At 72.6% G+C, this 23,698-nt stretch carries 28 protein-coding genes and 1 pseudogene; 15 read left to right on the top strand and 14 right to left on the bottom strand.

Annotated elements, in window-relative coordinates:
* Nucleotides 1–50: 50 nt before the first annotated feature.
* The 6 genes and pseudogenes from AB0J40_RS44855 to AB0J40_RS44880 all read right to left on the bottom strand — a co-directional run bounded on the left by AB0J40_RS44855 (nucleotide 51) and on the right by AB0J40_RS44880 (nucleotide 5,587).
* Entirely contained in the window at nucleotides 51–695 is a 645-nt protein-coding gene (locus AB0J40_RS44855) for a response regulator transcription factor (protein WP_364466322.1), read from the bottom strand.
* A 2-nt stretch (nucleotides 696–697) separates the two neighbouring features.
* On the bottom strand, nucleotides 698–1,087 hold the full coding sequence (locus AB0J40_RS44860) for a hypothetical protein (RefSeq protein ID WP_364466324.1): 390 nt from the start codon (nucleotides 1,085–1,087) through the stop codon (nucleotides 698–700).
* 10 nt (nucleotides 1,088–1,097) lie between these two features.
* Nucleotides 1,098–2,306, bottom strand: a complete 1,209-nt coding sequence (locus AB0J40_RS44865; protein WP_364466326.1) for a cytochrome P450 — start codon at nucleotides 2,304–2,306, stop codon at nucleotides 1,098–1,100.
* A gap of 200 nt (nucleotides 2,307–2,506) precedes the next feature.
* Nucleotides 2,507–3,468, bottom strand: a pseudogene (locus AB0J40_RS44870) (IS481 family transposase).
* Nucleotides 3,469–3,586: 118 nt separating this feature from the next.
* Entirely contained in the window at nucleotides 3,587–4,978 is a 1,392-nt protein-coding gene (locus AB0J40_RS44875; protein WP_364466328.1) for an aspartate aminotransferase family protein, read from the bottom strand.
* A gap of 117 nt (nucleotides 4,979–5,095) precedes the next feature.
* Nucleotides 5,096–5,587, bottom strand: a complete 492-nt coding sequence (locus AB0J40_RS44880) for an Lrp/AsnC family transcriptional regulator (protein WP_364466488.1) — start codon at nucleotides 5,585–5,587, stop codon at nucleotides 5,096–5,098.
* A gap of 170 nt (nucleotides 5,588–5,757) precedes the next feature.
* Between AB0J40_RS44880 and AB0J40_RS44885 the strand changes: the two genes are divergently transcribed.
* The gene (locus tag AB0J40_RS44885) at nucleotides 5,758–7,125 is read left to right on the top strand and encodes an APC family permease (RefSeq protein WP_364466330.1); all 1,368 of its coding nucleotides are present in this window, start codon (nucleotides 5,758–5,760) and stop codon (nucleotides 7,123–7,125) included.
* 1 nt (nucleotide 7,126) lies between these two features.
* Here the strand turns inward: AB0J40_RS44885 and AB0J40_RS44890 are convergent, their stop codons facing one another.
* On the bottom strand, nucleotides 7,127–7,669 hold the full coding sequence (locus AB0J40_RS44890; RefSeq protein WP_364466332.1) for a copper resistance CopC family protein: 543 nt from the start codon (nucleotides 7,667–7,669) through the stop codon (nucleotides 7,127–7,129).
* 124 nt (nucleotides 7,670–7,793) lie between these two features.
* Between AB0J40_RS44890 and AB0J40_RS44895 the strand changes: the two genes are divergently transcribed.
* Genes AB0J40_RS44895 through AB0J40_RS44915 form a run of 5 tightly spaced genes read left to right on the top strand, consistent with a single transcriptional unit; the run spans nucleotide 7,794 to nucleotide 10,934 of the window.
* Nucleotides 7,794–8,210, top strand: coding sequence for a hypothetical protein (locus tag AB0J40_RS44895; RefSeq protein ID WP_364466334.1), 417 nt, complete (start codon nucleotides 7,794–7,796; stop codon nucleotides 8,208–8,210).
* Nucleotides 8,203–9,381 carry a PPE domain-containing protein gene (locus AB0J40_RS44900; RefSeq protein WP_364466336.1) on the top strand — a complete coding sequence of 393 codons (1,179 nt, stop codon included), beginning with the start codon at nucleotides 8,203–8,205 and terminating at the stop codon, nucleotides 9,379–9,381. Before AB0J40_RS44895 ends, AB0J40_RS44900 begins: the two co-directional genes overlap by 8 nt.
* Nucleotides 9,378–9,659 carry a hypothetical protein gene (locus AB0J40_RS44905; protein WP_364466338.1) on the top strand — a complete coding sequence of 94 codons (282 nt, stop codon included), beginning with the start codon at nucleotides 9,378–9,380 and terminating at the stop codon, nucleotides 9,657–9,659. The genes AB0J40_RS44900 and AB0J40_RS44905 overlap by 4 nt, the downstream gene beginning before the upstream one ends.
* Nucleotides 9,652–10,344 carry a hypothetical protein gene (locus AB0J40_RS44910; RefSeq protein ID WP_364466340.1) on the top strand — a complete coding sequence of 231 codons (693 nt, stop codon included), beginning with the start codon at nucleotides 9,652–9,654 and terminating at the stop codon, nucleotides 10,342–10,344. Before AB0J40_RS44905 ends, AB0J40_RS44910 begins: the two co-directional genes overlap by 8 nt.
* Nucleotides 10,341–10,934 (top strand): hypothetical protein, encoded by a 594-nt coding sequence (locus AB0J40_RS44915; protein WP_364466342.1) that lies wholly within the window; start codon nucleotides 10,341–10,343, stop codon nucleotides 10,932–10,934. Before AB0J40_RS44910 ends, AB0J40_RS44915 begins: the two co-directional genes overlap by 4 nt.
* Here AB0J40_RS44915 and AB0J40_RS44920 read toward each other — a convergent pair.
* Entirely contained in the window at nucleotides 10,846–11,631 is a 786-nt protein-coding gene (locus AB0J40_RS44920) for a helix-turn-helix transcriptional regulator (RefSeq protein WP_364466344.1), read from the bottom strand. The genes AB0J40_RS44915 and AB0J40_RS44920 overlap by 89 nt on opposite strands.
* A 48-nt stretch (nucleotides 11,632–11,679) precedes the next feature.
* Between AB0J40_RS44920 and AB0J40_RS44925 the strand changes: the two genes are divergently transcribed.
* Nucleotides 11,680–12,453 carry an ESX secretion-associated protein EspG gene (locus tag AB0J40_RS44925; RefSeq protein WP_364466346.1) on the top strand — a complete coding sequence of 258 codons (774 nt, stop codon included), beginning with the start codon at nucleotides 11,680–11,682 and terminating at the stop codon, nucleotides 12,451–12,453.
* A 40-nt stretch (nucleotides 12,454–12,493) separates the two neighbouring features.
* Here the strand turns inward: AB0J40_RS44925 and AB0J40_RS44930 are convergent, their stop codons facing one another.
* The 4 genes from AB0J40_RS44930 to AB0J40_RS44945 are packed head-to-tail and all read right to left on the bottom strand — an operon-like array spanning nucleotide 12,494 to nucleotide 14,766.
* Nucleotides 12,494–12,793 (bottom strand): hypothetical protein, encoded by a 300-nt coding sequence (locus tag AB0J40_RS44930; protein ID WP_364466348.1) that lies wholly within the window; start codon nucleotides 12,791–12,793, stop codon nucleotides 12,494–12,496.
* Nucleotides 12,790–13,053, bottom strand: a complete 264-nt coding sequence (locus AB0J40_RS44935; protein ID WP_364466350.1) for a YbaB/EbfC family DNA-binding protein — start codon at nucleotides 13,051–13,053, stop codon at nucleotides 12,790–12,792. Before AB0J40_RS44935 ends, AB0J40_RS44930 begins: the two co-directional genes overlap by 4 nt.
* The gene (locus AB0J40_RS44940; RefSeq protein WP_364466352.1) at nucleotides 13,050–14,048 is read right to left on the bottom strand and encodes a CHAP domain-containing protein; all 999 of its coding nucleotides are present in this window, start codon (nucleotides 14,046–14,048) and stop codon (nucleotides 13,050–13,052) included. The genes AB0J40_RS44935 and AB0J40_RS44940 overlap by 4 nt, the downstream gene beginning before the upstream one ends.
* Nucleotide 14,049: 1 nt before the next feature.
* On the bottom strand, nucleotides 14,050–14,766 hold the full coding sequence (locus AB0J40_RS44945; RefSeq protein WP_364466354.1) for a transglycosylase SLT domain-containing protein: 717 nt from the start codon (nucleotides 14,764–14,766) through the stop codon (nucleotides 14,050–14,052).
* Nucleotides 14,767–14,903: 137 nt separating this feature from the next.
* Here AB0J40_RS44945 and AB0J40_RS44950 point away from each other — a divergent pair, with 137 nt between their 5' ends.
* From AB0J40_RS44950 to AB0J40_RS44980, 7 genes are all read left to right on the top strand, one after another.
* Entirely contained in the window at nucleotides 14,904–15,401 is a 498-nt protein-coding gene (locus AB0J40_RS44950) for a L,D-transpeptidase (RefSeq protein WP_364466356.1), read from the top strand.
* 12 nt (nucleotides 15,402–15,413) lie between these two features.
* Nucleotides 15,414–16,178, top strand: a complete 765-nt coding sequence (locus AB0J40_RS44955) for a putative protein N(5)-glutamine methyltransferase (protein WP_364466358.1) — start codon at nucleotides 15,414–15,416, stop codon at nucleotides 16,176–16,178.
* Nucleotides 16,179–16,213: 35 nt separating this feature from the next.
* On the top strand, nucleotides 16,214–16,690 hold the full coding sequence (locus AB0J40_RS44960; protein ID WP_364466360.1) for a sigma-70 family RNA polymerase sigma factor: 477 nt from the start codon (nucleotides 16,214–16,216) through the stop codon (nucleotides 16,688–16,690).
* Nucleotides 16,687–17,280 (top strand): methylated-DNA--[protein]-cysteine S-methyltransferase, encoded by a 594-nt coding sequence (locus AB0J40_RS44965; protein ID WP_364466362.1) that lies wholly within the window; start codon nucleotides 16,687–16,689, stop codon nucleotides 17,278–17,280. Before AB0J40_RS44960 ends, AB0J40_RS44965 begins: the two co-directional genes overlap by 4 nt.
* A 78-nt stretch (nucleotides 17,281–17,358) precedes the next feature.
* Nucleotides 17,359–18,072, top strand: a complete 714-nt coding sequence (locus AB0J40_RS44970; RefSeq protein ID WP_364466364.1) for a 2OG-Fe(II) oxygenase — start codon at nucleotides 17,359–17,361, stop codon at nucleotides 18,070–18,072.
* The gene (locus AB0J40_RS44975) at nucleotides 18,069–18,446 is read left to right on the top strand and encodes a hypothetical protein (protein ID WP_364466366.1); all 378 of its coding nucleotides are present in this window, start codon (nucleotides 18,069–18,071) and stop codon (nucleotides 18,444–18,446) included. The genes AB0J40_RS44970 and AB0J40_RS44975 overlap by 4 nt, the downstream gene beginning before the upstream one ends.
* Nucleotides 18,446–18,934 (top strand): methylated-DNA--[protein]-cysteine S-methyltransferase, encoded by a 489-nt coding sequence (locus AB0J40_RS44980; RefSeq protein ID WP_364466368.1) that lies wholly within the window; start codon nucleotides 18,446–18,448, stop codon nucleotides 18,932–18,934. Before AB0J40_RS44975 ends, AB0J40_RS44980 begins: the two co-directional genes overlap by 1 nt.
* A 3-nt stretch (nucleotides 18,935–18,937) precedes the next feature.
* Here the strand turns inward: AB0J40_RS44980 and AB0J40_RS44985 are convergent, their stop codons facing one another.
* Nucleotides 18,938–19,540 (bottom strand): LysE family transporter, encoded by a 603-nt coding sequence (locus AB0J40_RS44985; RefSeq protein ID WP_364466370.1) that lies wholly within the window; start codon nucleotides 19,538–19,540, stop codon nucleotides 18,938–18,940.
* A gap of 66 nt (nucleotides 19,541–19,606) precedes the next feature.
* Here AB0J40_RS44985 and AB0J40_RS44990 point away from each other — a divergent pair, with 66 nt between their 5' ends.
* Nucleotides 19,607–20,500 carry a LysR family transcriptional regulator ArgP gene (locus AB0J40_RS44990; protein WP_364466372.1) on the top strand — a complete coding sequence of 298 codons (894 nt, stop codon included), beginning with the start codon at nucleotides 19,607–19,609 and terminating at the stop codon, nucleotides 20,498–20,500.
* A 12-nt stretch (nucleotides 20,501–20,512) separates the two neighbouring features.
* Here AB0J40_RS44990 and AB0J40_RS44995 read toward each other — a convergent pair whose 3' ends face one another.
* Nucleotides 20,513–23,695 (bottom strand): NACHT domain-containing protein, encoded by a 3,183-nt coding sequence (locus AB0J40_RS44995; RefSeq protein ID WP_364466374.1) that lies wholly within the window; start codon nucleotides 23,693–23,695, stop codon nucleotides 20,513–20,515.
* Nucleotides 23,696–23,698: the final 3 nt, after the last annotated feature.

Below are 23,698 nucleotides of genomic sequence, written 5' to 3' on the forward strand. Positions count from 1 at the left end.
TGTGCCGGGGGTTGGTGTTTGTTAAACTGTTTTAAAACAGTTTTACCCACTCACGACCCCGGGCGGCACAGACCTCGCTCGTACGCCAGCAAGCCGGCTCCGGTCCGGTGCGCGCAGCCCAGCTTCCGCACCACCTGGGCCACCAGGGTCCGCACCACCGGCTCCGCCACGCCCAGCCGCGTCGCGATCTCCGCGTTCGACAGCGCCGAGCCGATGCCGACCAGCACCTCCCGCTCGCGCGCGGACAGCCGGTCCACGCCCGCGAGCCGCTCGTCGCGCGGGCCGGACAGCCGCGTCGCCGCCGAGACCAGCCGGCGGGAGGCGTCCGGGGACAGCACCACGTGCCCGTCCGCGGCCAGGCGGACCACCCTGATCAGCTCGTTGCGCCGGGCCGAGCGCAGCACGTACCCCGAGGCCCCGTCGCGCAGGGCCCGCAGGATCCCCGCGTCGGAGTCGAACGTCACCAGCGCCAGGACCGCCGGGCGGCGGAACACCGGCCCCAGCGGGCCCAGCCGCAGGTCCAGCAGCACGACGTCCGGCAGCCGGCGGCGCAGCGCGGTCCGGGCCGCCGGCGCGTCCGGGGCCGACCCGATCAGCTCGATGCCGTCCGCCTCGCCCAGCAGGGCGCCCAGCCGGGCCCGCACCGCCGGGTCGCGTTCGGCCACCAGGACCCGGACCGGCGGTGGCGGCAGCACCCTCAGTCCTTGGGCCGCAGGCGGATCAGCGGCAGGTCGGTGCGCGAGGCGCCCACCAGGTCACGCCCGCCCGGGCCGCGCAGCCGCAGCTCGCGGAACCGCACCGAAGACAGCTGCGCCGCTTCGATCGGGTACACGTCGCCGTAGCGCTTGATCTTGTCGACCAGTTCCTTGCCCAGCAGCTCCACCAGCCCGGCGTGCCGCGTCGAGCCGCCGCCGAGGGGCACGTCGAGCTGCTTGCGGACCTCGGGGAACCGCTGGTCCAGCTCGACCGCCAGCTGGTGGATGGTCACGTAGGCCGGACCGAACTCCGGCGCGTCCGGGCCCGGCGGGATCTCCTTCAGCACCTTGATGAGCTTGTCGTCCATCCCGAGCCTGTCCCACAGCGTCACCGCCGCAGGTCTACCAGAGGACCGGCACGCGGTCCACTCCCCCGGTCACGCGGTTGGTGCGGACCTCCAGGTCGTCCAGCGGCACCGCGAGGCGCAGCCCCGGGAACCGGCGGAACAGCGAACCGAACACGACGCGCAGCTCCGTGCGGGCCAGGCTCGCGCCGATGCAGAACCAGCCGCCGTACGCGAACGCCACGTGCGAGTTCGGCTTGCGCCCGGCGTCGAACTCCGCGGCGTGCGGGAACACGGCCGGGTCCCGGTTCGCGGCCCCCAGCGCCAGGACGACCGCGTCCCCGCGCGCGACCCGCACGCCGCCGAGCTCGACGTCGTCGTGCGCGTACCGCAGGACGCCGAGCCCGCTCGGCGCGGACAGCCGCAGGATCTCCTCGACCACGCCGTGCACGAGGCCGTCGGGGTCGGCGACCAGGGCGTCGCGCCGCGCCAGGTCGGAGAGCAGGTAGAGGACGCCGAGGTCGATCCGGTTCGACGTGGTCTCGTGGCCGGCGAAGAGCAGGCCGGCGGCGAGCCGGGCGAGGTCGTCGTCGGTGAACGCGGGGTCGTCGGCCTGGGCCCGGACCAGGTCCGAAACGACGTCCTGGCCGGGGTCGCGCCGCTTGGCGGCCGCGAGCCGGCCCATGTAGGCGGCGAACTCGTCGAGGGCGGCGTCGGCGCCGGAGCCGATGTCCATCCGGCCCATCCGCTCGGACAGGACGCGGAAGGTGTCGCGGTCTTCGTACGGGACGCCGAGCAGTTCGCAGATCACCAGCACCGGCAGCGGGAAGGAGAGGTGTTCGTGCAGGTCGACGGGCTCGTCCCCGTGCCGGGCGCGCTCCATCGCGGCGAAGCAGCCGTCGGCCAGCTCCTGGACGTGGCCGGCCAGCCGCCGGATCCGGTTGGCGGAGAACGCGGGCACCAGCAGCCGGCGCATCCGCGCGTGCTGGGCGTGCTCGGTTTCGTGGTCGCCCTGCGGCCGGCTGAGGATGGCGGCGTCCGACAACGCCGACGCCTCTTCGGGCGCGGGGTGCGAGCGGCCGAAGCGCGGATCGGTGAAGACGGCGCGGACCTCCTCGAACCCGGTGACGAGCCAGGCGGGATCCCCGGCGGGAGTGGTCACCGCGGTGACCGGCCCCTGCCGGCGCAGCACCTCGAACAGCGGGGCGATCTCCAGGACGTTCGGCCGCTCGAACGGCAGGCGCGGGGTGTCCGTGGTCGCGGTCATCGGGTCTCCTCCCGAGCGCGGCCGGTTGGTGCGGACGCGGGCGGGCCGGTCACCGGCCGCTCCCCCGGTCCCCCTGAGGTCCACGGTACTCAGAAACCCCGGCCAGGGCGGGGAACGCCCGATTCCCCGCCCTTTCGGGCCAATCCCCGAAACTGTCGGTGCCCTTCGGTAGCGTGGACACCGGGGGCCGGAGGCGCGCGCTAGCTGTACTGCCTGGGGAGGTTGGGGACGCGGCTGACCGGTGGGTGGCCAGCGAGAGCGGTGTGTCCGCGGTGATGGTTGTAGGTGTGCAGCCAGTCTGGCAAGGCGCGGCGTCGTTCGGTATCGGTGTGATAGGGCCGGGCGTAGGCCCACTCCTCGAGCAGGGTCCGGTTGAACCGCTCCACTTTTCCGTTCGTCTGAGGCCGGTAGGGCCAGGTTCGTTTCGGGCTGATGCCCGTATCGCGCAGCGTGTCGCGCCAGAGGCGGGAGCGGTAACAGGAGCCGTTGTCGGTCAGCACCCGGCGAACACCGTGATGCCCGTAGCCGGCGAAGAACGCCTGCGCCCGACTGCAGAACGCGACCGCGGTCTCCCGGGTCTCGTTGGCATGGATTTCGGTGTAGGCCAGGCGGGTGTGGTCGTCCACGGCGTTGTGCAGGTAGGCGTAGCCGTGGCCGCGTTGGCCGCTGTTGCGGCGGCCGGCGGCGCGGCCGTGCACCTTGTGGCCGCCGCCGTCGGGAATGTTGCCCAGCTTATTGATGTCCACTTGCACCAGGTCACCGGATGTGGGGTGTTCGTAGCGGCGGACCGGGGTGGCGGTGGCTCGGTCCAGGTGGGTGAGCCGGGGTAGCCGGTAGCGGGTCAGGATCCGGTGCACCGTGGAGGGGTTGAGACCGAGCAGGTAGGCGATCCGGGCCGGGCCCCATCGGCGCAGAACACGGACCTTGATGACCCGCCGTTCCGTTTTGGACGGGGTGCGGTCGGGCTGGTGCGCGGGCGGCTGGACCGGTCGGTCATGCCGGCTTCGCCGTGGTCGCGGTAACGGCAGGCCCACCGGGCGGCGGTGGAGACCGAGACCTGGAACCGCTCGGCGGCCCGCCGCAGCGGCCAGTCCTCGTCCACAACACAACGGGCCAGGCGGAGTCTGCCGGTCGGGGTCAGCGGTGCGTTAGCGTGGGTCACGAGGGCCTCCGTTGCTCGGCGTAGATGTCGCAATCCACACCGAACCCGGAGGCCCTCCCTCACACCAAGATCATCCGATCACGTGTCACCACGATCGCAACCTCCCCGGACAGAACAGCTACAGCATCTGCCACGCCCGCGTCAGCGTGTCCCGCAGGATCTGCTCCATTTCGTCGAACTCGGCCTGGCCGCAGATCAACGGCGGCGACAGCTGCACCACCGGCTCGGCCCGGTCGTCGGCCCGGCAGTACAACCCGGCCTCGAACAACGCCTCCGACAGGAACCCGCGCAGCACCCGTTCCGACTCCGCGGCGCTGAACGTCTCCTTGGTCGCCTTGTCCTTCACCAGTTCGATGCCGTAGAAGAACCCGGCCCCGCGGACGTCGCCCACGATCGGCAGGTCCGTCAGCTTGTCCAAAGTGGACCGGAACGCGTCCTCGGCGGAAAGCACGTGCTCGTACAGCCCCTCCCGCGCGATCAAGTCCAAGTTGGCCAATGCCACCGCGCACGACACCGGGTGCCCGCCGTAGGTCGATCCGTGCATGAACGTGGTCGACCCCCGGGTGAACGGCTCCATCAACCGCTCCGAAGCGAGCACCGCACCCAGCGGCGCGTACCCGGACGTCAGGCCCTTCGCCGTCGTGATGATGTCCGGCTGGTACCCGTAGCGCTTCGCGGCGAAGTCGTACCCGACGCGGCCGAACGCGCAGATCACCTCGTCGGACACCAGCAGGACGTCGTGCTTGTCGCAGATTTCGCGCACCCGCTCGAAGTAGCCGGGCGGCGGCACGAAACAGCCGCCGGTGTTCTGCACCGGCTCGAGGAACACCGCCGCGACCGTGTCCGCACCCTCGAACTCGATGGCCTGCTCGATCTGGTCGGCGGCCCAGCGCCCGTAGGCGGCGTAGTCGTCGGCGTGCTCGGTGGCGCGGTAGAAGTTCGTGTTCGGCACGCGCAGGGTGCTCGGCACGAGCGGCTCGAAGTCGGCCTTCGCGCCCGGGATGCCGGTGATCGACAGCGCGCCCTGCGACGTGCCGTGGTAGGCCAGCGCGCGGCTGATCACCTTGTGCTTGGCCGGTTTGCCGACGAGCTTGAAGTACTGCTTGGCCAGCTTCCACGCCGTCTCGACGGATTCGCCGCCGCTCACGGTGAAGAACACGCGGTTCAGGTCGCCGGGGGACGCGTCGGCCAGCCGCGCGGCGAGTTCGATCGCCGTCGGGTGCGCGTGGCCCCACAGCGGGAAGTACGCGAGCTGCCTCGTCTGCCGCGCGGCGGCTTCGGCGAGTTCTTCACGGCCGTGGCCGACCTGGACCGCGAACAGGCCCGCGAGCCCGTCCAGATAGCGCTTCCCGCGGGCGTCCCAGATGTACGGGCCTTCCCCGCGCACGATCACCGGGACGTCGGTCTCGTCGTAGGAAGAGTGGCGGGTGAAGTGCATCCAGAGGTTGCTGCGGGCCGCCCGGGCGAGGCCGGCGGCGTCGACGGAAGCGAGGTCGGCGGTAGTGGTCATGCCTCGGTTATCGCACGCAGTAAGCCGCCGAAGCAAGCGATTCAGTCGTCCAGCCGAACTTGCCCGACTAATTCAAGGTCATCTAAGCGCCGGAACCTTCGGATTTAGTCGTCACGCTCAGCGAGTGCCCCACTGGTAGGTCTGTTTCCGCAGCTTGAGGTACACCATCGCCTCCGCGTGCCGGACGCCCGGCAGCGCACGGATCCGCGTCGAGATCAGCTGCAGCAGCGCCTCGTCGTCCGCGCAGACGGCCTCGCACAGCAGGTCGTAGCGCCCGGCGCAGAGGATCACGTACGCGATTTCGTCCATTTCGGCCAGTGCGTCGCCGACCGGCTCGAGGGGCCCCTCGACGGTGATCGCGATCATCGCCTGCCGGAAGAGCCCGACCTGCAAGGGATCCGAGACGGCGACGATCTGGATGACGCCGGAGTCGGACAGCCGCTGCACCCGCTGCCGGACGGCGGCTTCGGAGAGGCCGACGGCCTTGCCGATCGTCGCATACGCGCGCCGGCCGTCCTCCTGCAGCTGCGCGATGATCCGCCGCGAGATGTCGTCGAGCACCGGCGGCGCGGGCCTGGGGGTGTCCTGGCTGCTCACGCCCCGGATCATCCCCGACGCGGGCGACACAGGGCAATCCCGGCACGCCGTCACACCCCGTGACTAAATCCGAAGGCCCAGTTCCGTCCGGACGACGATTTCAGTCGTCTTCCCGGCGTTGACAACACCGAAACGGTGCTGTTCCATCCGTCGCACCTTGCCCCCGGCCGGAGGGAACGCCCATGCCCCGCACTCCCGCCCCGCCCGACGTCACCGCGCCCGCCGAAGCGAAGAAGACCCTCACGCGTTCCATCGGCGTCGGCGGCGGCACCCTGCTCACGCTCAGCTGCGTGACGCCGGCGTCGTCGCTGTTCGTCCTCGTGCCCCCGCTGTTCGCCGACCTCGGCACCGGCACCGCGCTCGCCATCGCCCTCGCGGTGCTGCTCTGCGTCGGGATCGCCTTCTGCTACTCGGAACTCGGCACGCTGGTGCCGAGCGCGGGCGGCGAATACGCCATGGTGACGACGGTGGCGAACCGCTTCGCCGGCTGGCTGACGTTCATGCTGTCGTTCATCGTCATCCTCGTCGTGCCGCCGATCATCGCGATCGGCGTCGCGGACTACGTCGCCGCGATCGCCGACATCGATCCGTCGGTGGCCGGGGCGCTGGTGATGCTCGCGTCCACCGTGATGGGCCTGCTGAACCTGCGCGCCAACGCCTGGATCACCGGGATCTTCCTGGTGATCGAGGTCGTCGCGATCTTCGCCGTGTCCCTGCTCGGGTTCACGCACACGACGCAGAGCCCGGCCGTGCTGCTGAAGCCGAGCCTCGGGACGAGCCCGATCGGGCTGATCGCCGTCGTCGCCGGGCTCGCCGTCGCGTTGTTCGTGGTGCAGGGCTTCAGCACCGCCGTCTACCTCGCCGAGGAGATGCGGGAGCCGCGCAGGACCGTCGCCCGCACCGTGTTCTGGACGCTCGGGATCAGCGCGCTGGTCATCCTCGTCCCGGTCGTCGCGGTGACCCTCGCCGTGCCGGACGCCGCCGCGCTCGCCGGCGTCGACCTCACCGCGCTGGTGACCGGCTGGAGCAACTCCGCCGTGGGCGCGGCGATCAGCCTGTGCATCGCGGCGGCGATCGTCAACGCGGTGATCGTCATGGTCATCCAGAACTCCCGCGTGCTCTACGCCTCCGCGCGCGACCAGGCGTGGCCGACGCCGGTCAACCGCGCGATGAGCGTGGTGAGCGACCGGTTCGGCGCGCCGTGGGTCGCGACGCTCGTGGTCGGGCTGTCCGAAGCCGTCCTCTGCTTCGTGCCGGTCGAAACGCTCAGCGGGGTCACCGGTGTCGCCGTCGTCGCGCTCTACCTGAGTGTCGCGGCCGCCGCGTTGCGGGCCCGCCGGGCCGCGCACCGGAAGCCGCACGTGTGGCGGATGCCGGCCTGGCCGGTGGTGCCGGTGCTCGCCGTCGGGGCGCTCGCCTACGTCCTGGTGGAGCAGAGCGCGCTCGACCTCGGGATCACCGCCGGCGTGCTGGTGGTGTCGGCGCTGTACTGGTGGGGCTACCTGCGCCGCCGTCCCGAACGGTGGGTCGTGACGGTCCCCCAGGAGTAGCTCAGTCCTTCCGGCGGCCCAGCAGCTGCCGCAGGCCGACGACGATGACGGCGAGCAGGCCGGCGATCACGACCACGGTCCAGATCCAGCCGGGGATGCCGGTGTCCACCGCCACCGGGGCGGGCGACTGAGCCTGGACGGTGGACGCGGCGGTCGCCGGCGCGGCGCCGGAGGCCGCGGTTGTCACGGTGAAGTGCACGGTGCCGGTGAGGTTGTCGCCGTCCTTCGCGATGACCTTCCAGGTCAGCGTGTAGGCCTGGGGTGGTCCGGACGGCGTCACCGGCGCCGTCACGACCGCCCCGGCGACGGTGGGCGTGCCGACCGTCCAGGCGGTGCCGTCGCGGCCGGTGACCTTGACGGCCTCCGGCGGCAGCGTCACGGGCTCCTCGAAGGTCAGCCGGACCTCGGCCGGCGCGGACGTCAGCGAGGCGCCTTCGGCGGGCGAGCTGGACGTCAGCTCGGTGTGGGCGGTGGCCGGCCCGGCCAGCACCACGAGCCCGGTGAGGGCGGCGAGAACGGCTCCGAACGCACGACGCGGGATCATCCGGACATCCTGCCCTATCCGCCCGTGCAGTCTTCATGTCCACCCGTGCACCCGGGCGGGTCGCTCTTCTCAACGCGGCGGCCACCGGCCAGGATGGACGCCTGGGTGGCGAGGGAGGACCTCCATGGCGACTGTGCGCGACGAGGCCGACGCGCGGCGGCAACTGCAGGCGGAACGCGAGCACCACCGGCCGGTCATCGCGGAGCCGGCCGGCGCGCCGGGTATCGAGCTGCACTACGACGGCGTCGAGGACGCCAAGAGCGCCATCGACGCGCACTACGACGAGCTGGCCCGCCACCTCGAGACGGCCGGTGCGCTCGACACCGAGCTGGCCGACGGCAAGGGCCCGGTGGCCCACTGGATGCGCCGCTCGTTCGCGGTGCGCGGCGGCGCCGGGACCGGCGGGGTCCAGGCCGCGCTGCGGTCGTACCTGGCCGAGCTGGCGACGCTGCGGCAGACGCTCGACACCGTCGTGACGATGCACCAGGGCAACGACGAAGAGGCCGCCGCCGCACTGCCCGCGGGGGACCTCGATGCCTGAGTTCCATTCGACCCACCACGCCCCGACCGCGCGGCAGCGGACCAGGGCCCGGCGGGTGCGCCGGGAGAAGGCCGTCAACAACCGCGAAGCCACCTTCGGCAAGATCAACTGGGACGCCTACGAGCACCGCGAGCTGTGGGACATGGTGCAGTCGGCCGTCCCGGCGGAGCTCGGCCGGCACGCGGACTGGTGGAAGCAGGTGGCCGAGGGCGTCCGCTCGACGACCGACGAAGTGTCGAAACTGGTGCGGAAGCTGCGGGAGTCGTGGCAGGGGCCGTCGGCGGACCAGGCCGCGGCGTCGGTCGACCGGCTGACCGGCTGGGCCGCGACGGTCGGCGAGAACGCCCACCGCGTCGGCTCCGGGCTCGGCGAGTACACGTCGGTGGTCGGCGAAGCCAAGCACCGGATGCCCGAGCCGGTGCACTACTGGGCCGAGCGGTGGTTCAAGCAGGGGTACGCGGTGAAGCGGCTCGACGGCCCCGAAGGCACGTACATGCTGGAGCAGCTGCTCGACGACAAGCTGCCGACGAAGCGGGAAGCCGACGCCGCCAAGGCCGAGGCGGTCCGCGTGATGGAGCAGTACGAGAGCGCGAGCCACGACGTCCGCCACCGCCTGCCGCCGGAGTTCGACACGGCCCCGCCGGTGACCGCCGGCACCGCACCGCCGCCTGTGCCGCCTGCGCCTCCCGGGCCTCCCACTCCTCCTGGTCCCCCTGCTCCTCCTGGTCCGCCTGCTCCTCCCCGCCCGCCTGGCCTGGCGCCGGGTCTCCAGCCGCACGACCAATCCGGCGACGGACCGGACGACTCGACGTCGACGGCGGCCGCGCTGCCGCCCGCGTTCACCGGCACCGGCGTCCCGGGCGCGCTCGACGGGGTGATCGGCGCCGCCGGCCCGGGTTCCCCGGCGGCCGGCTTCCCCCTGGCCGGGCTACCGGGTTCCGGGACGCTCGGCGAAGGCGGCCGTGCGGGAGCGGGACGGTTCGGAGCCGGGACGGCGGGCTTCGGACCGGCCGGGGCGAGCACCCGCGGCACGGCGGGCGGGTACGGCATGTACCCGCCGGGCCAGCAGGCGCGGCGCGAGGAGGACACCGAGCACCGCGACAAGTACGCGAAGGGCTACGACCTGCTCGACGACCTCCCGCCGGCATACCCCCCGGTGTTCGGCGAATGACCGGCTTCCACGCGGACCCGGCGGCGCTGGAGGCACTGGCGTCCCGGCTGCAGGACACGGCCGCGGAGTACCGCTCGGCCGCGCTTTCGCTGGAGGCACCGGACGACCTCGGGCCGATCTCGGTCGCGCTCGCGGGGCTGACCGGCGAGTGGTCGGGCCGGATACGGGCGGCGGAGCGGGACTTCGCCACGGCAGCGGCGGGTGTCCGGACGGCCGCGAAAGCTTACCGGGCAACGGATGCGGCCGCGGCCGAGGAGCTGGACCGCACCGATGGCTGAATTCCATGGCCTCGGCTTCGATCCCGTCCCCGGCAACCCCGACACGGTCACCGAAGCCGCCGGCCGCTACACCGCCACCGCGGCCCGCCTCGAGGAAATCCCCGCCGCCGGCGAAATCCCCGGCTGGGCCGGTCGCTCGGCACAGGCACTGGCGGACCGCGCCGGACGAACCGCCGCCGGCCTGTCCTCGACCAGCGAAGCCCTCCGCGCCGCCGCCTCCGTCCTCGAAGACTGGGCCGGCACCCTCCTCGCGAACCACCGCCGCGCCGAAGACCTCGACCGCCGCGCCGCCGCCGCGCGCCGAGCCGTCACCGCCGCGCGCGACGACGTCGAACGAGCCGAAACCGAAGCCCAGTTCTCCCCCGCCACCCAGGCGGACCTCGCCACCGCCCGCGCCCGGCTCGTGGCCCGCCGCGACGACCTCGACCGCGTCCTCGCCGAAGCCCGCGACCTGGAACGCGCCCACCACAGCGAAGCCACCCGCGTCGCCGAGCGGCTCACCGCGCTCGGCGACGGCACTCCCTTGCCCGAAGCACCGGACTTCGCGGGCGTGGCCACACATCTGGAGACGTTCTCGGCCGCCGGGCGCGAGCTGGGCGCCACCGTCGCGAAGACTCCCGCCGTACCGGTCACGCCGCCGCCGGGTGCGGTCGGCGCGTTCGCCGCGGCACTGGGTGGCCGGTGAAACTCCCCGCCGTCCCGGGGATCACCCCGGTCTCCCTGGACTCGGTCGAGCGCACGACCGCCGAGCTGCACGCGCTGATGGCCCGCCTGCGCGGCCCCGACGCCGCTCGCGACCTCGGCCTCGAGGCCGCCGCCGTCCAGTGCGCGGAGATCGCCCACGAGCAGCGGGCCGGGCTGCTGGCCCTCGTCGAGCACCGCGACGCCGACCCCGCCCTGCTCCTCGCCGGCGTCGTCCCGGTCGACAACCCCGGCGAGGCCGCCGAGCTCGGCTACCACCTCGCCGACACCACCCCCGGCATCCGCGACGTCAGCACCGCGCACACCGGCCGCGGCTACCCGGTGGTGATCGTCGAGCGGATCGGCCTGTCCGGCGCGCAGCTGCAGGCCGTCGTCCTCGACCCGGACCGGCCCCGCGCGGCCGTGTTCACCCTCCACTCCCCCGGCGGGCGCGGCTGGCTGGAGGTCGCCGGCCTGGCCGGGACGCTCGTCGCCGGCGTCGACCTCACCCCCGCAGCGCCCGCTCCCGGAACTCGCGCGGCGTCCGGCCGGTCGCCTGGCGGAACGTCCGCGAGAAGTGCGGGGCGCTGGTGAACCCGCAGTCCCGCGCGATCTCCGCGATCCCGCGTCCCGCCTTCGCCGGATCGGCCAGCACCGCCTTCGCGCGCTCGATCCGCAGGCCCTTCAGCCGTTCCGCGACACCCTGGCCGTCGTCGAACAGCTGGTACAGCCGCCGGCGCGAGATGTACAGCGCTTCGGCGATCCTGTCCGCGCTGAGCGACTGCTCGCCGAGGTGCGCCCGCATGTACTCCAGGGCCTCGCGCCGCCGGGCCGCGAGCGCGTCGACGCGGTCCAGCTCGACGCGCAGCGCGCTCCGCAACACCAGTTCGGCCAGGCCCAGCAGGTGGTGCGCGAGCCCGTGCGGGTCGAGCCGCGGACCGGCCGCGACGACGTGCGCGACCGCGTTCGAGAACAGCGAGCGCAACTGCGCGTCGACCTCGACCGGGCGGAACATCAGGTGCCGCAGCTCGGCGAAGGAGATCGACAGCTTCGCCGCCGCGACGGTCAGCATCACGACGCCGGACGGCTGCAGGTGCAGCGTCGCGTCGGCGAACGTCAGCTTCGCGCCGGACTCGGCGACCGCCCGCGGAACCGGGCAGCGCAGCAGCAGCTGGACGTCCTCGGGGTCACCGCGGCCGCCGAGGATGGCGGCGCGCGCGGCCGCCGCCCCGGACGCGCGGACGACGAGGTACCCGCTCGCGGGGACGTCCATCGACTGCGGCTCGGCCATCGGGACCATCGTGCCCGACGGCGGCCGCCCGGCACGGGAAGGGGGACCATGGCGCGGCGCACCGCGACGGCGGCCGGAGTGATCCTGTCGCATCTGGAATTCGATCTCCTCTGGGAGGACCTGGGGCCGGGCGGGCCGCCGCCGTACCCGTTCGACGTGCGCTCGCACGGCGCGACGCACGCCGAGCGCGACGACCTGGGCGTCCAGGTGTTCGCGGGGCTCGCCGAGGCGGGACTCACCGACGGCGACGACGTCGACCCGGAGCTGGCGGACCTGGTCGTGCTGCTGGGTTCGCCGTCGGTGAGCGTCGACGCGCTGGTACTGGGCGAAGCGCCGTGGCGGCTGCTCGCGGCGGCGCGGGACGGTGCCGGCGTGCTCGCGGTGCTGGACGAGCGCGACCTGGTGCTGGAGCCCGTACACCCGGACGGCCTGGTCGCCGCGGTCGCCCGGATGGTGGGCGAGGTCGAGGCAGGGCCGGGTGACCAGCTGCGGCTGCCGCGCGCGGCGTATTCGGCGGCGACGGACGCGTACGCGCGCAGCGGGTACGACGCGTTCGAGCGGGCGTTGAGCACGGCCGGGATCACCGGCCGCGCGGTCCGTCCACTGGCGACGCTGGTGACGGCGCAGCGGTACACGGCCGGTCAGCTGGCGACGACCGGCCCGGCGGGCCGAAGCCCGGTGCTGGCGTGGTTCGACACGGCGGCCGGCCGGTACGCGGTGACCCCGGAGGACGTGGGCGGCGAGCCGTGGGTCACGGTCACGCCCGCCGGCGGCGCCTGGCTCGCCGACCGCCTGGCCCGGATGGTCGACGACGTCCGGTGAGCGGTCTCCCGCGGCGCTGTCGTGAGCGGGAAACAGCGTTCTAACCCTGTTTCTCACTCACGCCTGCCGGCAGCAGGTCGCCCAGCACCCCGCGGCCCTGCGCCAAGGCAGCCGCGCCCGCCTCCGCGGCCAGCCGCCGGACCAGCCCGGCCAGCTCCCCCGGCGACCGGTTCAGCGCCCACCGGTCGAACCGCAGGTCCACCAGCGCGCCGCGCAGGTCGACCACCACCGACACCCCGTCGGCCGCCGCGGTGGCGCGGATCGCCGCCAGCCGGGTCCCGTAGCCGGGATCCGGCGCCGCGAAGGCGTCGTCGGCCAGCTCCAACGCCGTGCGGTTCACTGGACCCGCCAGCTGTCCGGTGTGGTCTCTTCCGCGGCATCGTCCGGCTCGGGCAGGCCGAGCGCCTCGACGCCGTTTCGGGTGTGCCACAAGGAAGCCGTGGCCCGCGCCGAAGCGGCCGCCGTCAGCAGCAGGATCCGGCGCGCCAGCTCGGCCGGCTCCAGCCGCAGCGCCGCGGCTTCCAGGGTCAGCTCCTGCAGCGCCCCACCGGGCGCGACTTCCACGGCGACCGTCCGGTCGGCGGCTTTTCCGGTGATCACGGGTGAACCCCTCCGTAGAACGTCGACGCCGACAGCGTGTGCGTGTTCCGGCGGACCGCGTCCCCGGAGTTGCCCTCGATCATCGTGACCCGGTTCCCGTCGACCTTCTCGACGATGCCGATGTGCGTGCTCGTCGACGTGTTCTGCGGCCCGGTGCCGAAGATCAGCACGTCCCCCGGCTTCGCTTCGTGCAGCGAGTTCCTGCCGTAGGCGTGCCCGTTGCGTTCGCCCCAGTGGTAGACGTCGCCGCTGAACGGCAGGACCGGGATCTTCACCCCCGCCTTGCGCCACATCGCCGTCGCGAACGACGAGCACCACGCGGCCGTCGGCCCGTACGGGTTGCGGTTGCTGCCCGGCGGGCTCTCGCGCGTGCCCAGTTCCATCCGCGCCGCGTGGACGATCTCCTTGCCCCGCCCCGAAACCGCCGTCGCGGGCGCTGTCCTGTCCCCGACGTCGTCGTGCGTCAGGTCCTTCCGCAGTTCACGCAGCTTCCGCGCCGCCGCCTCGAGTTCCGCGTGAACGTGCCGCAAGGTCGACGCCGACTGCCGCGTGTACCGCGGCGCCAGGTCCGCGGCGTGCCCGACGGCCCGCATCAGCGCCGCCTGCGTCCCGGCCGCGACACCCGCGTCGAGAACCTGCTTGGCCTGGGCGGTGTACTCGTCGACCAGCCGCTGCACGGCCGTGTGGCCGCTGTCCACTGTGGACGCCACGTGCGCGGCGATCCGCTCCGCCGCCGAGCCGGCCGCACCGGTGACCCGAAGTTCCTTCGTCAGCTTCGCGCTGGTGTGGCGGAAGCCGTCGGCGCCGTGGCCGTGCCAGTGGCCGAGAACCGTGGTGCTTTCCTTGTGGTAGGCGTCGTGCTGGGCGTCCAGCACCGCGGCCACCCGGTGCAGGGCGTATTCGGCGCGGACGGCGTCCTCCGCCTTCCCGGCGAGCTTGTCGCGGTGCGCGACGAGGTCTTTCGCGAAGGAGCGCGCGAGCGCGGCGGTGTCCACGTCAGGCCGTCCCGTTCAGCGCGGCGGCGGCGGTGGCGGTCTCGTGGTCGCGATAGGACTTCGCGGCCTTCCCGGCCGCCGACGCGAGCCCGTCGGCGTGCGCGCCGACGCCCTTGACCTGCCGTTGCAGCGCCAGCCCGAACTCCGCCAGCGCGTCGGCGAAGCCCGATTCCTCGCCGATCTTCCCGAAGCTGTCGCGGGCGATCTCGCGGACGTCGCGCAGCTGCCCGGTCGCGGTGCCCAGCGCGTCGGCGACGTGCCGGGTCCGGTGCACGTAGGAGCGCAGCACCGCGTCGTCCACCCGGAGCGTGCCGCCACCTCCTCGCGCCTGCGGCTCGCCGTGGTGCTTCGTGACGTCTCGGGCGGCCTTGCGGGCGGCCGTCAGGTGCTGCTTGTAGGCGCCGTTCGTGTACGTCGACCAGGGCGTGAAGTCGTGGCCGTCGCCCGAGATGCGGTGGGCGACCCGCGCGTTGGTGTCCGGGTCGAACAACCGGTCGTCGGACTTCAGGTGGTACCGGCGGCGGCGTTCCGGGCCGAGCGCGCCCAGCATGTTGATCTGCCAGAGGCCGTAGGAGTCGTCCGGCGGGGTGGCGTTGTGCGCGGTCGTCCGCCCGCCGGACTCGGCCAGCGCGACCGCGACCGCGGTGGTCAGGCCCTGGCCGCGGAACCCGGCCGCGTAGGCGTGCCGGGCGATCTGCTCGGCGCTCAGCTTCGTCATGGTTCGACCTTGTCCGTCCGGGTACCCCGGGCGGTAGGCGCGGTGCACGCAGGGACAACCCGGGTGCACGCGCGGCTCAACCTCCGGGACCGCTCACCCGTACTGATCGGGGAGAACTTCGGCGAGGGGATGACGGGATGCGTGGCACCGGGGTGCTGGCCCTGCTGGGGTTGACGCTGGTCACGGCGTCGTGCGCGGCACCGCGCGCGACGACGCCGAGCCCGATCGCGGAACCCGCGCCGCTGACCGGGACGGCCACTCCGGTCACCACCGCGACGCCGCCGCCCGCGCCGCCGTGCGCGGTCACGACCGGCGCGTGCGTGAGCCTCGGGCAGCACCTGGCCTGGCTGCTGCGCGACGGCCGGGTCGTGCGCGGCCCGGTCCCGGCCGGGTTCGGGCCGCCCGGCCAGACGACGCCGGCCGGGTCCTTCCACGTCGTCTGGAAGGACCGTGAGCACACGAGCAGCGAGTACGGCACGAACATGCCCAACTCGGTGTTCTTCGCCGCCGGCGGCATCGCGTTCCACGCGGGGCCCCTCGACGCGCCGTCGCACGGCTGCGTCCACCTCACCGACGCCGATTCGGCCGCGTTCTTCGACGGCCTGAACGTCGGGGACGCGGTGCAGGTCCAGTAGGCTCCTTCCCCGTTGGACACTTCACCGATCATCTCCCGGCTGCGCGCGGCGGGCTGTGTTTTCGCCGAAGACGAGGCGGACCTGCTCGTCGCGGCCGCGTCGAGCCCCGCCGAGCTCGAGTCGCTGGTCGATCGCCGGGTCGCCGGGCTGCCGCTGGAGCACCTGCTGGGCTGGGCGGAGTTCCACGGGCTGCGGATCACCGTGCGGCCCGGCGTGTTCGTGCCGCGCCACCGCACCGAGTTCCTGGTGGACGTCGCCGTCTCGCTCGCGCCGCCGGACCCGGTGGTGCTGGACCTGTGCTGCGGCTCGGGTGCGCTGGGTGCCGCGTTCAGCGCCGCGGTGGCGCCTCGTGAGCTGCACGCGGCCGACGTCGAACCCGCGGCTGTCTCCTGTGCGCGGGTGAACCTCCCGGGCGCTCGGGTCTACGAAGGCGACCTTTACGACGCGCTTCCGTCGTCCCTGCGCGGCCGGGTCGACGTGCTGCTGGCGAACGTGCCGTACGTCCCTTCGGAGGCCGTCGCGACGATGCCGCCCGAGGCGCGGCTGCACGAACCGCGCGTCGCGCTCGACGGGGGTGCCGACGGCCTCGACCTCGCCCGCCGCGTCGCGGACGGTGCGCCGCGCTGGCTCGCGCCGGGCGGGACGCTGCTGGTGGAGACGAGCACCCGTCAGGCACCGGTGCTGAGCGGGATCTTCGCCGCGGCCGGGCTCACGCCGCGGGTGCACGAGTCGGAGGAGCTGGGCGCCACCGTCGTCACGGGTACCACGAAGGTGTGACCTCACGTTCCGGCCGTTCCGGACGTCTACAGGGTGTGATCGTGAAACCGTTCGAGCAGATCGTGGCCGAGCACGGGCCGATGGTCCTGCGCGTCTGCCGGGCCGTCCTCGGCCGGGCGGACGCCGAAGACGCCTGGTCGGAGACCTTCCTGGCCGCCCTCAAGGCGTACCCCGAGCTGCCCGCCGACGCGAACGTCCAGGCGTGGCTCGTCACGATCGCGCACCGCAAGGCCGTCGACGTCACCCGGGCGCAGGCACGCCGCCCCGTGCCCGTGGGCGAGATCCCGGACCGCCCGGGCCGCGACGACGCGTGGGACGGCGACCTGTGGGACGCGCTCGCGAAGCTGCCGGACAAGCAGCGCACCGCGGTCGCCTACCACTACCTGGCCGGGCTGCCGTACCGCGAGATCGCGGAAATCACCGGAGGCACAGCCGAGGCCGCCCGCCGCGCGGCCGCCGACGGTGTCAAGGCCTTGCGGGCCGTCTACCCCCTGGAAGGAGCGCACTCATGATCGACGCATTCTGGTCGTTCCCGGTGCAGGCCCAGGTCCTGCCGCACCACATGCACGAACGCCTCACGGCCGAAGCGGAGCGCGAGGGCCTGCTGGACGTCGCGTACCGCACGATGGACAGCCCGGTCGGGTCCCTGCTGCTGGCCGCGACGGAGGAGGGCCTGGTCAAGGTGGCGTTCGACCGCCAGGACCACGACGCGGTCCTGGCCGAGCTGGCCTCGTCGATCAGCCCGCGGATCCTCCTCGCGCCGGCCCGCCTGGAGGCCGCGGTCCGCCAGCTGGACGAGTACTTCACCGGCAGCCGCCGAAGCTTCGACCTGCCGTTGGACTTCCGCTTGGCCCGCGGGTTCCGGCTGTCGGTGCTGGAGCACCTCCCGGAGATCGACTACGGCCACACGGAGAGCTACGCCCAGGTAGCGGCGGCGGCGGGCAGCCCCAAGGCGGTGCGGGCGGTCGGCACGGCGTGCGCGCTCAACCCGCTGCCGGTGGTGGTGCCGTGCCACCGGGTGGTCCGCTCGGACGGGTCGTACGGGCAGTACGCGGGAGGCGAGGAGGCCAAGCGAACACTGTTGACGTTGGAGGCGGCTTGAGTATCGGGACGCGTGACACCGCGGGAAATTCCCGCCGACCCGATCTCACGTTTCCCCCCGCCGGGGCGTCTACCAGGTATGAGCACCTTCGAGAAACGCGTCGCCGCCGCTGATTGGGAGGCGGTGGCCGCCGAGGTCGACGACTACGGCTGCGCCCTGCTTCCGCAGCTGCTCACGCCGGCCGAGTGCGCGAAGCTCGTCGCCCTCTGGGACCAGCCCGAGCACTTCCGCGCCACCGTCAACCTGCGGCGCCACCGCTTCGGCGACCACGGCGACTACCACTACTTCGCCGAACCCTTCCCGGAACCCGTACACCGGCTGCGACAAGCCCTCTACCCCCGCCTGCTTCCCATCGCGCGGGACTGGTACGCCCGGCTCGGCCGCGATCCCGACTGGCCGTCCACATTGGACGAATGGCTGCGGGTCTGCCACGACGCCGGGCAACGAAGGCCCACCCCGATCCTCCTCCGCTACGAAACCGGCGGCTGGAACGCCCTCCACCGCGACCTCTACGGCGACAAGGTGTTCCCGCTGCAGGTCGTGATCAACCTCAACGCACCGGGCGTCGACCACACCGGCGGCGAGTTCCTCCTGGTCGAACAGCGGCCACGAGCCCAGTCCCGTGGCACCGCGACCCTCATCCCGCAGGGCCACGGCCTGGTCTTCACCACTCGCGACCGCCCGGTCCGCTCGGCTCGCGGCTGGTCCGCCTCGCCGGTGCGGCACGGCGTCTCGGCCGTGCGGTCCGGCCGGCGGCACACCCTCGGCCTGGTCTTCCACGACGCGGCATGACCGACGCGGAACTCGAGGCACTCGTGAGGCTGATCGGCCCGGCCCGGCACATCGTGCTCGGCACGGCGACGGACCCGGCCTCGCGAGCCGACGGCGAACGGATCGCCGAAGCCTGGGGCGGCCTGGTACTGGCGACCGTGACCTGGCCGGAAACGGCGGCGTCCTGGCTGCGCCAAGCCCGGCGGTTCGCGGCACCGGACCCGGACGTCTGGGTGGTCAGCGCCACCCCGGCCGGCTGGGCGGGCATGGCCCGGCGGCTGCTGCGGTCGACGTCGTGGCGTCCTGATCGGACAGTCGTCACTTCGAAATCGGCCGACGTCCGGCTGCCCGGCATCCGCGGCGCGCGGGCGGACGGCACCACTTGGGAGAACTGATGCACCACACGATCATCGACTCGCCGATCGGCGAGCTCACCCTGGTCGGCGACGGCGACGTCGTGACCGGCCTCTACTTCCCGCACCACTGGACCCGGCCGGACCGCACCGCGTTCGGCCCGCGCGACGACACGGCGTTCCGCACTGCGGCCGCGCAACTGAAGGAGTACTTCGCGGGCCGGCGCACGGAGTTCGACGTGCCCACGCGAGCCGACGGTCCGGTCTTCGACCGCGAGGTCTGGGCCGAGATCGAGAAGATCCCGTACGGCGCCACGGCGACGTACGGCGACCTCGCGCGAGCTGTCGGGGCGTTGCCGCACGAAGTCGGGGCGGCCGTCGGGCGAAATCCGCTGAGCATCCTCGTCGCGTGCCACCGGGTCGTCGGGAAGAACGGGAAGCTGACCGGATATGCGGGCGGCGTGAAACGCAAGGAGTTCCTGCTGGAGCTGGAACGACCGCCGGCCGACGAGCGCGGGCAGCTCTGGTGACTCTCACCCGTGGCTCAGCAGCATCGTCGCGCCGAGGCCGGCCATCGTGACGGCGATCAGGACGTCGAGGACGCGCCAGGCCATCGGCCGGGCGAAAAGGCCGGCGAGGCGGCGCGCGCCGAAGCCGAGAGCGCTGAACCAGACGGCGCTCGCGATCCCGGCGCCGAGCCCGAACACCCAGCGGCCGTCGCCGTGGGCGACCGCGACCGAGCCGAGGAGCAGCACGGTGTCGAGGTAGACGTGCGGGTTCAGCCAGGTGAACGCCACACAGGCGAGCACGGCCTTGCGCAGCGGCGTCCGCTCCTCGCCGACGGCCATGACCGACGGCCGGAACGCCCGCCGCGCGGCGAGGGCGCCGTAGCCGAGCAGGAAGAGCCCACCCCCGACGGCGATCACCCCGATCGCCGTCGGCCACCGCTCCAGCACGGCTCCGATCCCGCTCACGCCGAGCCCGATCAGCACGAGGTCCGAAACGGCGCAGATGACGACGAGCGGGGCGACGGCGCCGCCACGCAGGCCCTGTTGCAGCAGGAAGGCGTTCTGCGAGCCGATGGCGACGATGAGGGACAGACCGGTTCCGAAGCCGGCGAGGAGCAGCGGGAGCACGGCTCCACGGTAGGACCGCCCCGCTGGATTACTCCAGCTAAAGATTCTTACGTAACATTAGCGCTCGTGATGTCAGATCTGCCGCTCGACCAGGTCCGGACGCTGCTGGCCGTCGTGGACGAGCACAGTTTCGACGCGGCGGCAGCGGTCCTGCACGTGACGCCGTCGGCGGTCAGCCAGCGGATCAAGGCGCTGGAGCAGCGCACGGGCCGCGTGCTCCTGCTCCGCACGAAGCCGGTCACGCTCACCGAGTCCGGCCAGGTTTTGGTCCGCTTCGCGCGCTCACTGGCCCAGCTGGAACAGGACGCGCTGGCCGAACTGGGCCTCGGCTCATCGACCCGGACGCTGTCGATCGCGGTGAACGCGGACTCCCTCGCCACGTGGTTCCTGCCGAGCCTGGCCGGCCTCCCGGAGTCCCTCAAGGTGTGCTTCGACCTGCACCGCGAGGACCAGGACCACACGGCGGCGCTCCTGCGCGAAGGCCTGGTGATGGCGGCGGTAACGGCCTCACCCCAACCGGTCCAGGGCTGCACGTCGGCCCGCCTGGGCCGCATGCGCTACCGGGCGATGGCCTCCCCCGGATTCGTCGACCGGTGGCTTTCGGAAGACCCGCTCCCGGCGTCCCTACCGAATGCACCTGTGGTCCTGTTCGACCGCAAGGACGACCTCCAGGACCGCTTCCTCCGAGCGTTGACCCGCCGCCGCGCGTTCACCCCGGTCCGCCACTACATCCCGGCATCGGAGTCGTTCGCGGACGCGGTGGCAGCCGGCCTGGGTTGGGGCATGGTCCCCGAAATCCAGGCGGCAACCCGCAGCGACGCACTGGTGGACCTGGCCCCGGACCGCCCGCTGGACGTACCGCTGCACTGGCAGCAGTGGAAGCTGGACTCCCCCGCCCTGGCAACCGTGGCGGCTGCAGTCGCCGAAGGGGCGAAACAGGCACTCCGCTCACCAAGGTGAGCAAGGCATCAGTCAGTCGAAGACCGAGTTGACCTCGACCCGCGAACCGTCGCCCAGCAGGTGGCCGCCGCTGACCGGCGTGCTGCCCTGCACCCGGACCAGCAGGTTCGGGACACCGGCGAGCCCCGCGAGGTTCACCGGGCCGCCCTGCGAGATCCGCAGTTCCCGCAGGACCGGCATGCGGGTGATCGGGATGAGGTCCCGCGCCGTCCTCGCCGAGCTCACGGTCAGCCGGCGCAGGTAGGGCAACTCGGCCAGCGGCATCAAGTCGGTGACCGGCGTCCCGGTCAGGTCGAGTTCGAGCAGGTTGCCGAGCTTGGTCAGGGGCGTGATGTCGACCGGAGCGCAGTGCTGGATCGCCAAAGTGCTCAGCGAAGCCGCCCACTGCCGCGGCATTCCGGTCAGGGAACTCAGATGGTGGCACCCCACCAGCCGGATCGTGTGCGGATTCGTGAGGAACGCCAACGGGGTCAGTTCCTTGAGGTCCTCGATGAACGCCAGAGCCAGGCTGTCGAGCGGGGAGGCGTGCACGCCGAGGCCGGCGAGGTCCACGACGCGGCACCCGCCCAGCAGGGTCAGCTCGCGCAGCGAGGCCATCTCGTGCAACGCGCTGAGGTTGCGGATCCGCTTCACGCTGAGGAAGAGCGATTCGAGCCGGTCCAAGGCCACCAACGGGGCGACGTCGACCGCCTTGGTGGCGTCGATGGCGAGCGTGCGCAGCGCCGGAGTGGTCAAGGTGGAAAGGTCGACCAGTCCCGACGCGGACAGCGTCAGTTTCTCCACCTGGGCCGGCACGAACGCCAGGGAACCGAGCTGCGGCACCGAGCACTCCAGTTCCTTGACGTGCTTCAGGTGCCGGAGGCTCGGCGCCATCGCCGGGTCGTGCACCTCCAGCGCGGAGATCTGCAGGTCGGCGAGCACCTGCCGCGCGTAGGACTCGGCGTCGAACCTCGGCCACGCCGTCACCAGCTCGTGCTGGACGCTCTTGCGCTTGTCGCCGGCGAACCGGGAGATCACCGGGAGCGCTTCGTCCACCCCGATCTCGGCCGCGGCCCGGACCGTGGCCGCGGCTTCCCGAGCTGTCCGGACCTCCGCTGCCGCGAGCAGGTCCAGCACGAACAACCCCGCGGAGGCGAAGGCCCGCGCCGCGCTCAACGACTTCGGCGGCAGGAGTTCCGCCGCCCGTCGGGTGATCTCCCCGTGCAGCCGCGGTTCGAGCTCCGGCGAGGTCTCCAGGCAGGCCACCGCGAGCAGGTGCAACGTGTACCGGTGCTGTCCTTCCCGGTCACCGCGGTCCACCAGCCCGGACAGCAGCTCCTCCCGCTGTGCGCGCGAGGCGTGGCCGGCCGCCATGACGACCACTTCGTGCCACTGGTCCAGGTGCCCGTGGGCGACGAGGGTCCCGACGTCGTCAGTGTCCACAATGGCCGCGCGCGCCGCCAGGTGCTCCTGGAACGTGCGGTGCACGAAGTCGACACGTCCGTCGACGGGCTCGCGCAGCAAGCCGGTGCGCTCCAGGAGGTGCCGGTACACCGCGCCGGCGTCGGCGCCGACCTCCGGCATGCCGCGCAATCGCCGGCCGAGCTGCTCGATCGCCCGGCTCACCGCCGCATCGGTGAAGTCGTTGCGCAGGAACCAATAGGCGAGGTCCGACAGCAGCAGCGTCTTCCGCGTGCGGTTGAGGCCCGGCAGCGTCGAGACCCGGCGCTCGGCGTCACGCCGTTCCAGCAGCATCTGCAACGCAACGTCGTAGAGTTCCATGCGGTTGTCGGGAAGATCCCCGCGCCGGTCCCGGTGGAGCGCGCAGAGCAACGCGCAGAGCAGCGGGTATCCGGCGAGCTTCCGCAGGTGGTACCGGCCGGTGAGTTGCCGGAGCAGCCCGCGCTCGTACCGGTCCAGCTCGCGCCGGGCGGTCTCGTCCGGACACTGCGCGCGGACGGCCTGGTGCCAGCGGTCGACGAAGACCCGCACGTCGCTGGGGACCATCGGCTGCAGGTCCGCGACGGTGAACTCCTCGCCGCGCAACCACTCCGGCGGTGCCGCGCTCGGCCGCGAGGTCACGACGCAGCGCATCTCCGGGAACGCGGTCACCAGCTGGCGCAGCCACGAGCGTGCCTCGCCCCGGCGTTCGGCGACGAGCTCGTCCACCCCGTCGACCAGCACGATGGCCCGGCCGGTCCGCAACAGCTCCTGCACCCAGCCTTTGGGCATCTCACTGGCGATGTGCCTGCCGACCTCGTCGAGGAACCGTTCCGGCGGCGGCAGCTCGCGTTCGGCGTAGCGGCGAAGCGGGATGAAGAACGGGATCAGGTCGTTCCACCCGGTCAGCGGCGCGGGGAAGTCCGACCGCGCCCCGCGGACCGCGATCCACTGCAGCAGGGTGGTCTTGCCGAGTCCCGCTTCGCCCCGGATGAACAGCCGCCGCGTCCGCGAGAGCAGCTCCTCGATCCGGCGGCTCGGCGCGAAGGCCTCTTCGCCGGCCGACTCGGACACCGCGGTGAGGCTCAGGTACGCGACCGACAGCGGGTACCGCCGGCTCGCCTCGGACAAGGTGGCGCCGAACATCTGCACGTGGTCCAGGGTGCGCGCGACCAGCTGGCGGTAGTCGTAGCCGAAGTCCGTCGCCCGCCGTCGTTGCGGCAGCCGGCCCAGCACATCCCGGATACCCGCGACGATCTCGGTCTCGCGGCGGAGGATCTCGGTGAGCGCGTCGGGCGAGAAGACCGGCAGGCCACGCGCGATCTCGATGACGTACCCGCAGCACTCGCGCAGCAGCAGGCCGTAGAGGGTGGTCGCCCCGCTGGACAGGTCGCGGGTCGCGTCGGGGACCTTCGAGCGGAAGTGCCGGTCGAGCCGGCGAGCGTCCAGGTCGGCGGCGAACAGGTCGTCGTTGTCCAGTCCCGCCTGCTCGAACGTGGCGCGCACGGCTTCGATCGCGGCCAGCCGCTCGTTCTCCCGCAGATCGCGGTATTCGAACTCCATCATCGGGGTGAGCCGCTCGGCGACCGCGTCGGTGAAGTGCTCGATCATCCGGTGCAGCTTGCGCTGGGTGAGGTGGGTGTTGAGCCGGCCGGCCAGCTGCTCGACCACGTTGTCGCCGACCGCCGCCGCGATCGTCTTGTCGCCCAGCCAGAGCTTGGTGGCGCTGCGGACCGCGGCCGCACCCAATCCCACGAGTGCCGCCTCGATACTCACCTG

Origin of the sequence: Amycolatopsis sp. NPDC049691 (genome assembly GCF_040675005.1) — a bacterium.
GTDB lineage: Bacteria > Actinomycetota > Actinomycetes > Mycobacteriales > Pseudonocardiaceae > Amycolatopsis.